Below are 9,193 nucleotides of genomic sequence, written 5' to 3'. Positions count from 1 at the left end.
TCCGTTAACGCCTCTAAAAACCTCATCTTCCGAGTCTCCTGTAACCACTCTGTCCGCTTCATGGCGTTTCCTCCTGGATACACCATAGAACCGGACAGTTTATGTGCTACAGACCCGGACAGTTTATGTGCTCTCTACAAAAACAGGCCTCGCTCTTGTATTACTCCCCCGGCTCGGGTATCATTTAACGCTGTTTTTACAAACAAGGAAAAAGGACTGAAAATGGCGGTCTATATCAACGCCGGTTCCATCAGGGTCGGTTACCTGATCATCTACGACAAGCAGCTTTGGCGCGTGATGGCCGCAGAGCACGTGAAGCCCGGCAAGGGGGGCGCGTACGCCCAGGTGAAGCTTCGCAACGTGATCCAGGGGAACCAGACGGAAGTGCGGCTGCGCACCGAGGAAAAGGTGGAGCGCGCCGCGCTTGAACAGCACGAGATGGAATACCTTTACGAGGATCCGGCCGGCCATTGCTTCATGAACACGGAAACATACGAGCAGATATTCCTCAGCGGCGACATACTTGAGGGGACGCGCGAATTCCTGCTGCCCAACACGAAAGTGAAAGTGGAATATTACGACGGCAAGCCCCTTGGCGTGGAGCCGCCCCGCGTGGTGGAGCTTACCGTCACAGAGACCTCTCCGGTGATGAAAACGGCCACCATCACAAGCTCACCGAAACCGGCGAAGCTGGAGACCGGCCTTTCGATCATGGTGCCCCAGTTCGTGGCGACGGGGGACAAAGTGCGGGTGGACACGATGGAGTGCAAGTACATCGAACGTGTGAAATGACCGCGCTTCCCGCGCCCTATCGCGGGAAGCTGTTTTGCGCCATGGCCGCCAATTCGCCATGGCGGCGGCAAGTGATAATATGGTCGTTGACCATGCCTGCCGCCTGCATGTGCGCGTAGATAATCGTTGATCCCACAAACTTGAATCCGCGTTTTTTCAGGTCGGCGGAAAAAGCGTCCGACTCTTTTGTGCGCGCCGGAAGTTCGCCCAAGCTCCTCCAGCGGTTGACTATCGGCCTGCCCCCGGTGAACCGCCAGCAATAGGCGTTAAAACTTCCGAACTCCTTTTGGACGGCCAGAAAGCATTTAGCGTTGCCCACCGCCGCCGCCACCTTGAGCTTATTGCGTATGATCCCCGGATCGTCCAGAAGCTTTTTTATCTTCCCGGCGGTGAACCTGGCCACCTTTTCAGGATCAAAGTCCGCAAAGGCCCTGCGGTACCCTTCCCTTCTTTTAAGGATCGTCAGCCAGCTAAGCCCGGCCTGCGCCCCTTCCAGGACAAGGAACTCAAAGTGCTTCCTGTCGTCATGAACTGGCACGCCCCACTCATTGTCATGGTACTCGATCATCAGCCGATTGTCCCCAGGCCAGGGGCACCGTTTCAAAGTGTCCGCCATCGCTTTGCCCTCCTGACCGTGACTATAACAGAGGCATCCTGACAACGTTGTGTCAGGAGAATTATCGCAAAAATATCGCTAATCGGGCTGATGCAAACAACGTAAAGTTGTGCTATCTTTGTTGTCTCTTACAGGGCGGGTGTAGCTCAGTTGGTAGAGCATCAGCTTCCCAAGCTGAGGGTCGCGGGTTCGAATCCCGTCGCCCGCTCCAGTTTTTCAATAGGCGCGGACCGCATCCACATCTGTTTTCCCGCCACTTGCGGTTTGCCGTATCTTGGAAGTGGCGCCGGTGTGGCGGAACACCTGGCCGGGCCGCTCCCCGGCGTATTTTATGGGAGTTTCGTCCTCTCCAACCATGCGCACGATGTCTTGGCTATGGAAGGGGGAGCGCGCGGCCCCGGAATTCCGGGGATAAATCCATCCCTCAGTTTGATTTATAATCCGCGATTCACTAAAATCAACAGATGATCGTAATTGGACGTAAAACCACCTGTTCAACCTTTGGTTCATTGCCATGGAGCTTGTGACCGCATCGAGCATAAACTATGACCTGGCCCCGCATCACAGGGTCGTCGGATACTACATCTACGACGTAGTGGACAAGGACATCACCGATGTGCGTGACCTGCTTGTGGACAGGCAGACGCGAAAGCCGCGTTACGCCGTGATAGAGATCGGCGGGTTCCTGGCCATCCGGGGCAAAAAGATACTTATCCCCTGGGGCGCCCTCAAAAAGGGGGGCATGTCCCGGTTGAACGTGAACAGGGAGGCGGAGCATGTCATGGCCGCTCCCGCCCCGCATGTGATAGACATGCCAACCAGGGTGGAAGAGGAGAACGTCCACCGCCATTTCGGGGTGGACCCATACTGGTGGGGCGAGGAAGAGGACGAGGAAAAGGAAATAAAGCCTGAGGAACCAGCTTCCAGACCACAGGCCGCCCCGGAGGGAGAGCCTATCGGCGATCTGAAACTTGAAAGAGACTCCTGATCCGCGGACATAACATTCGACATGGTCAAAGAAGGAATATGAAGAAAAATAATGAACTGACCGTGAAAAACGGGCCTTTGGAAATAATGCTGTACGTCGTGGCCGCCTTTGGCGCCGCGCTGGCCGTGGTTACGGAGCTTTCGCACCATTATCCGGCGATCATGGAGCTTTGCGGCGGAACCCAGAGCGGCTGCGCGGACGTGGCCTCCACGCCGTTCGCAAAGTTGTTCGGCGTGCCGGTGACGTATTGGGGACTGCTCACATACGTGACTTTCGTTTATATACTCCGGTATTTCCCGGTGTTCACGTTGCCGATGGCGGCGGTGTTGATGGGTGCGGAGTTTTATTTCCTGTGGGTGATGGCCTATATCATCCAGGTGTTCTGCATGTTCTGCCTTGTCCAGTTCGGGACGGTGGCCGTGCTGTTCGCGTTGGCGCTTGTCTGGAGTTTACGCGCCGGGAACCTGAAATTCCCCGGCGGAATATGGGCGGTCCCCGTGATAGTCCTGCTCTCTTTCGGGGCCTTCGCCGCTCCGGTGAAGCTGTCTGCGGCAAAGGCCAACTTGCAGGCGGACGGGCTTGTGACATACGAGGGGAACCTGAAGGCTTCGTTGAAAGTGGAGATTTTTTCAGATTACGAGTGCGGTTATTGCCGGAAATTCGAGCCGGAGGTGGAAAAATTGAGAAAGAACCATCCGGAAGCGCTGATAATATACCGGGACTTCATAATCCCCACCCATTCCGTTTCGCCCGTGGCGGTGTCCTACGCCAATGCGCTGGCGATCACGCGCGGCCCGGAGGTGTTCCTTGCGGCGCGCAAGGCGATGTTCGAAAACCAGGAAAAGCTGTACGGCTATCTGAAGGAAAGGTTGCCGGACGTGAATTTCACAGAGGACCTGAAAACGAAGATAAACGCCAAGGTGGACGCGGACCTCAAACGCGCCCAGTCGCTGGGCATATACCAGACCCCTTCCATCGCCATATCGAAGGGGGACAAGCTTACACAGGTGGTCCGTGGTTTCGCGGAATACGAGAAGCTGGCGGAATTTCTTAAGTGATGAACCGCGCCGCACATGAAATTCCGGCGGGCCAGGCCCAAGGGGCCGCCGCCGGACTGGACAACCTTCCGGAGCTTCTGAATCCCCCTCAACTGGAGGCCGTTTATTACGGTGAAGGGCCGCTTCTGGTGCTGGCTGGGGCCGGGTCGGGCAAAACCCGGGTCATAACATACCGTATCGCGCGGCTGGTGGCCTCCGGGGTGAATCCCAAGAGCATCATAGCGCTCACTTTCACCAACAAGGCCGCCGGGGAGATGAAGGAGCGCGTGCGCTCCCTGTTGGGGCAGACGGGGACGGACATCTGGATATCCACGTTCCATTCGGCGTGCCTTCGCGTTTTGCGGCGGGACGCGGACAGGCTCGGGTATGGCAAGGACTTTGTGATATATGACTCCCAGGACCAGGAGCGGCTGATAAAGCTTTGCATGGCCCAGCTTGGGGTGGACGAGAAGGCCAATCCCGCCCGGCAGGCCGGAGCCATGATTTCCAGCTTCAAGAACAAGCTCAAAGGGGCGGACGAGGCCGAAAAGGAGCTCAACCCCCGGCGGTTCGAGGACTTCCTCCGGGTGTTCCACCAGTACGAGCGCAAGCTGATGGAATCGCGCTGCATGGACTTTGACGATCTTCTGGGCAAAAGCGTGGAGCTTCTGCGGAAAAACGAGGACATAAGAGAGCGCTACCAAAGGCGGTTCTCGCACGTGCTTGTGGACGAGTTCCAGGACACAAACGCCGCGCAATACGAATTCGTCCGGCTGATGACAGGCGGGGGCGGGAGCATATGCGTGGTGGGGGACGACGACCAGTCCATCTATCAATGGCGCGGGGCCAACATAGGGAACATCCTCAACTTCGAAAAGGACTATCCGGGCGCGAAAGTTATCAAGCTGGAGCAGAACTACCGCTCCACCCGCAACATCCTTGAAGGCGCCCACGGGGTGGTTTCCCAGAACGCCGGGCGCAAGGAAAAGCGGCTTTGGACGCAGAACGCCGCCGGGGAGAAGATAAAGCTCTATTTCGCGCAGGACGAAATGGACGAGGGACGGCGCGTGGCCACCGGGATAAAGCGTATCGAACGGGAAAAAGGGCGAGTCCACAACGATTTCGCGGTGTTCTACAGGACCAACTCCCAGTCCCGCGCCATAGAGGACGCCCTGCGCCGTGAGGGGATATCATACCAGGTGTTCGGCGGGCTGAAGTTCTATGAGCGGCGCGAGATAAAGGACATGCTCGCCTATTTCCGGGTGGCGCTAAATCCGCATGACACCGTTTCGCTTCGCCGGATCATCAACGTTCCGCCCAGGGGGATCGGGGCCACGACGGTGGAAAAACTCGCCGCGCTGGCCGAGGTGGAAGGCAAGTCCATGGCGGCGGCGCTGGACGAGGCGGAGGCGAGCGCTGGATTTAACTCCGGGACGAAGGGGAAGCTTGAGGCGTTCCGCGAAATAATGTCGAAGGTGCGGATTTTGGCCACATCGAAAAACGCCGCGGACGCGATCAGCGACGCGTTGACGGCCACAGGCTACATGGAATGGCTGGCAAAAGAAGACGACAGCGAGGCGGCCAACCGGATGGAGAACCTTAACGAACTTGTGAACGCGGCGGAGGACTTCATCGAGAGGACCGGCGAGAATTCCATACAGACGTTCCTGGACCAGGCGGCGCTCACCGCCGACGCGGACGACATGAAAGACGGCGGAGCGGTGAAGCTTATGACGGTGCATGTGAGCAAGGGGCTGGAGTTCCCGGTGGTGTTTGTCACGGGGCTGGAGGAAGGGATATTCCCCCACGCCAGGAGCAAGGACAATCCGTCGCAGATGGAGGAGGAGCGGCGCCTTATGTATGTGGCCATGACCCGTGCAATGGAAGCGCTGCATATCACCCACGCGCGGGAACGGCGCATATTCGGCGTGCCGCAGGCCAACAGGCCATCCCGGTTCCTGCGGGACATACCGGCGGAATGCGTGGAGATGGAGGCTGCCCAGGAGTTGTCATTGTTCACGCCCCGCGCCGAAGACCGGGACAAGTGGCCGAAGGCCCCGGTGAAGATAACAAGGCCCACGCCTGCCCCGGTCTTTTCTGCGGAAAAAGAGAGAGGAATACCACCAGCCGCCCGGCCAGCTTCCTCGCCAAAGACAGAAGGGGTGTTCGCGGCGGGGGACAAGGTGCGTCACCCGATGTTCCAGGTGGGGGTGATACGCTCGGTGGAAGGGCGCGGGGAGAACGGCAAGGTCACCGTGTATTTCCCCAGGTTCGGCGAGAAAAAGCTGATACTAAAGCATGCCAGGCTTTCCCATGCCTGAAAGCGCGGTCGCAGGATGATAAAACCGCTGGCCGCGATCCTGGGGGACATAAAGATACAGCACACGCTGTTCGCCATGCCTTTCGCCATAATGAGCGCGTTCATGGCGGCGGACGGCGTCCCTCCGCTTGCGTTGCTCGGCTGGATAACGGCTGCGATGGTCCTGGCCCGTTCGGCGGCGATGGCGTTCAACAGGCTGGTGGACGAACCGTTCGACAGCGAAAACCCCCGCACGCAAAACAGGGCGCTTCCGGCCGGGGAGGCCTCCCGTGTGCAGTACATGATCTTCATACTCGCGTGCGGCGTCGGATTCATAATGGTCTGCTCCATGATAAACGTCATGGCGGCCAGGCTCGCCCCGTTCGCGCTGCTCATCGTATTTTTCTATTCATACACGAAGCGGATAACGCATTACTCCCATTTTTTCCTTGGGCTGGCGCTTTCCCTCGCCCCGATGGGCGGATGGGTGGCGGTGCGGGAGGAGTTTGCGTTGGCTCCGTCGCTTCTGGGGATAGCGGTGATCTTTTGGCTGGCGGGGCTCGATACGATATACTCCTGCCAGGACGCGCGGTTTGACAGCGAGAAGGGGCTGTATTCCATTCCCCGGCGGTTCGGGGTTGGCAAGGCGCTTTCAATGGCGTCGGCGTTCCATGCGGTGATGGTGGCCGCGTTGCTTCTTGTGGCCGTGGCGGCCCATCTTTCGTGGATATACCTTGCGGGGGTCGGGTTCACCGCTTTGATGCTGTATTACGAGCATTCGTTAGTGCGCCCGGAGGATCTTTCGAAAGTGAACGTGGCGTTCTTCAACGTCAACGGGGTGATAAGCGTGGGGCTGATGGTGTTCACCATCGCGGACATAATAATAAAACCGTGACCCGGAAATAATGGAAGACAGGGCTGAAGGGCATCGCAAAAGGCTCAGGGAGAAGTTCTTAAGCTTCGGGCTGGACAAGTTCACCGACGACGAGATCGTGGAGCTTCTTTTGACCCTTGCCACACCCCGGCGGGACTGCAAGCAGACCGCCCGGCGCGCCCTCAAGGAATTCGGCAACCTGGCCGGCGTGCTGGAAGCCACCCCGGAAGACCTGGGCAGGATCGAGGGGATAGGGCCGAACAACGCCCTTGGAATACGCCTGATCCATTCCATCGCCCGCAAATTCCTGCGCGAGAAGATCATGCGCGAGAACTATATGAACTCCTTCGCCGAAGTGCTCGACTATTTCAACCACGCGCTAAAGGGGGAGCGCAGGGAGTCTTTCCACGTGCTGTTCCTGAACTCCCAGAACGCCATATTGAGCGAGGAGCGCATCTCCATCGGAGCCCCCAGCCATGTGACCCTTTCGCCAAGACAGGTGGTCGAAAAGGCGTTCGCCCACGCGGCCACCACCCTTGTGCTGGCGCACAACCACCCCGGCGGCGCGGCGGAGCCGTCCGACGAGGACATATGCCTCACCCGCGAGATGCTTTTCGCCGCCAGGCTTATGGACATATGGGTGCGCGAACATTTGATAATATCGCCGTCCGGGCATTTTTCGTTTCTCAAGGAGGGATTGATCGCCAGGTTCGAGGCGGAATTCGAAAAGTTCCACGAAAGACTTTTGGACCCGGCGCGCAAGGAGTATTTTTAAGGGGCTAGGCCCGGAGGTTGACTTTCATACGGCTGATTCCATACCATTAGCCGAGCTTGATTAACGTTGTTTTTACGGAGAACTTCGCACTATATGCGCCTTACCAGATACCATTTGCCGACACTCAAAGAGGCCCCCTCCGAAGCGGAGGTGGTCAGCCAGAAACTTATGACCCGAGCTGGGATGATAAGGAAACTTGCGGCTGGCGTTTACACCACCCTTCCGCTGGGGCTCAAGGTGATCCGCAAAATCGAAAATATCATCCGGGAGGAAATGAACCGCGCCGGGGCTTTGGAGGTGTTCATGCCCTCCGTCCAGCCGGCGGAGCTTTGGATAGAGTCTGGCCGGTGGGAAGTTTACGGCAAGGAGCTGCTGCGCTTCGCCGACAGGCACGGGCGCGATTTTTGTTACGGTCCCACGCACGAAGAGGTGGTCACTGACCTTGTCCGGCGCGATGTGCGGTCGTACCGTGAACTGCCGGTGAACCTGTACCAGATACAGACCAAGTTCCGCGACGAGATCCGGCCCAGGTTCGGCGTGATGCGTGGGCGCGAGTTTTCCATGAAGGACGCCTACAGCTTCGACGCGGACGACGAAGGGGCCAGCAAAAGCTATGAGGCGATGCGCGTGGCATACAACGCCATATTCCGCAGGCTGGGGCTTAAATTCCGCGCGGTGGAGGCGGACACGGGGCAGATAGGCGGATCGTTCTCCCACGAGTTCATGGTGCTGGCCGAATCGGGCGAGGACACCATCGCATACTGCGGAGCGTGCGATTACGCCGCCAACATGGAAAAAGCGGAGACGCCGCCGCCAGTCGCGGACGGCGCGGGCGAACCTTTGCCGCTTACGTACCTTTCCACTCCCGGCAAAGGGAAGGTGGAGGATGTTGCGGCGTTCCTGAAAACATCTCCAGCGTCGTTCATCAAGACGCTCATATACAAGACCGATAGCGGCGGATTCGTGGCGGCGCTGGTGCGGGGCGATCATGAGGTGAACGAGGTGAAATTGAAAAGGGCGGTGAACGCCGTGGAGATAGCGCTGGCGGAGGACGCCGAGGTGGAAAGGATCACCGGCGCGCCGGTGGGCTTTGCCGGACCTTTGGGGATTTCGATTCCGATAGTGGCCGACCATTCGGTGAAGGCAATGGTGAACGCCGTCACAGGGGCGAACAAGGCCGATACGCACGTTTCCAACGTGAATCCCGCGCGGGATTTTCCTGCGGCCACATATATCGGCATAAGGAACGCAAAAGAAGGGGACGCTTGCCCGCGCTGCTCCGGCGGCAAAATTAAAATGGCGAAGGGCATCGAGGTGGGGCACATATTCAAGCTGGGGACGAAATATTCCGAAGCCATGCGCGCCACTTTCCTGGACCGCGAGGGGTGCGAAAAGCCGATGATAATGGGATGTTACGGCATCGGCGTGGGGCGGAGCGCCGCCGCCGCCATCGAGCAGAACCACGACGCAGCCGGGATTATATGGCCCCCCGCCATCGCCCCCTTCGGCGCTGTCATACTACCGCTTAACATGGACGACGCCAACGTGGTAAAGGCGGCGGAAGACATATACGCCGCCCTTTCCGGAAACGGACTCGACCCGGCGCTCGACGACAGGGACGTGCGCTCCGGCGTGAAGTTCAACGACGCGGACCTGGTGGGCTACCCCATCCAGGTGATCGTGGGCCGCAAGGGGCTGGCGGAGGGGAAAGCGGAAATAAAGGTGCGCAAGACCGGCGAGAAGTTGTCCATTCCGTTGAGCGAAGTGACGTCCGCCGTGAAAAATGCGATGGAAAGCCTGCTGGCGCAATAG

9 protein-coding genes and 1 tRNA gene are annotated in these 9,193 nt (G+C 58.5%); 8 read left to right on the top strand and 2 right to left on the bottom strand.

The annotated features are described in order from the left end of the window. Positions 1-222: 222 nt before the first annotated feature. Entirely contained in the window at positions 223-792 is a 570-nt protein-coding gene (efp, locus tag HZB29_00980; protein MBI5814165.1) for an elongation factor P, read from the top strand. Between the two features lie 16 nt (positions 793-808). On the opposite strand, the gene HZB29_00975 is transcribed toward efp, so the two are convergent. Continuing rightward, complete coding sequence (locus tag HZB29_00975) at positions 809-1,408, bottom strand: DNA-3-methyladenine glycosylase I (protein MBI5814164.1); 600 nt, start codon at positions 1,406-1,408, stop codon at positions 809-811. A 135-nt stretch (positions 1,409-1,543) separates the two neighbouring features. On the opposite strand from HZB29_00975, the gene HZB29_00970 reads away from it, so the two are divergent. Next, a tRNA-Gly gene (locus HZB29_00970) sits at positions 1,544-1,619 on the top strand. A gap of 5 nt (positions 1,620-1,624) precedes the next feature. Here the strand turns inward: HZB29_00970 and HZB29_00965 are convergent. Beyond that, positions 1,625-1,765 (bottom strand): hypothetical protein, encoded by a 141-nt coding sequence (locus HZB29_00965; GenBank protein ID MBI5814163.1) that lies wholly within the window; start codon positions 1,763-1,765, stop codon positions 1,625-1,627. Positions 1,766-1,922: 157 nt separating this feature from the next. Between HZB29_00965 and HZB29_00960 the strand changes: the two genes are divergently transcribed. The 6 genes from HZB29_00960 to HZB29_00935 all read left to right on the top strand — a co-directional run bounded on the left by HZB29_00960 (position 1,923) and on the right by HZB29_00935 (position 9,193). Further along, complete coding sequence (locus HZB29_00960) at positions 1,923-2,396, top strand: PRC-barrel domain-containing protein (protein MBI5814162.1); 474 nt, start codon at positions 1,923-1,925, stop codon at positions 2,394-2,396. Between the two features lie 38 nt (positions 2,397-2,434). Then, on the top strand, positions 2,435-3,454 hold the full coding sequence (locus HZB29_00955) for a thioredoxin domain-containing protein (protein MBI5814161.1): 1,020 nt from the start codon (positions 2,435-2,437) through the stop codon (positions 3,452-3,454). Continuing rightward, entirely contained in the window at positions 3,454-5,754 is a 2,301-nt protein-coding gene (locus HZB29_00950; GenBank protein ID MBI5814160.1) for a UvrD-helicase domain-containing protein, read from the top strand. The genes HZB29_00955 and HZB29_00950 overlap by 1 nt, the downstream gene beginning before the upstream one ends. A 15-nt stretch (positions 5,755-5,769) precedes the next feature. Continuing rightward, a complete protein-coding gene (locus HZB29_00945; GenBank protein MBI5814159.1) occupies positions 5,770-6,627 on the top strand; it encodes a UbiA family prenyltransferase in 858 nt (285 codons plus the stop codon). A gap of 10 nt (positions 6,628-6,637) precedes the next feature. Continuing rightward, a complete protein-coding gene (radC, locus tag HZB29_00940) occupies positions 6,638-7,381 on the top strand; it encodes a DNA repair protein RadC (protein ID MBI5814158.1) in 744 nt (247 codons plus the stop codon). Positions 7,382-7,474: 93 nt separating this feature from the next. Next, positions 7,475-9,193 (top strand): proline--tRNA ligase, encoded by a 1,719-nt coding sequence (locus tag HZB29_00935; protein MBI5814157.1) that lies wholly within the window; start codon positions 7,475-7,477, stop codon positions 9,191-9,193.

The sequence above is a fragment of the Nitrospinota bacterium genome (genome assembly GCA_016235255.1).
GTDB lineage: Bacteria > Nitrospinota_A > UBA7883 > UBA7883 > JACRLM01 > JACRLM01.
The sequence above is the reverse complement of the archived record's forward strand: the minus strand, read 5'-3'. Positions and strand labels throughout refer to the sequence as shown.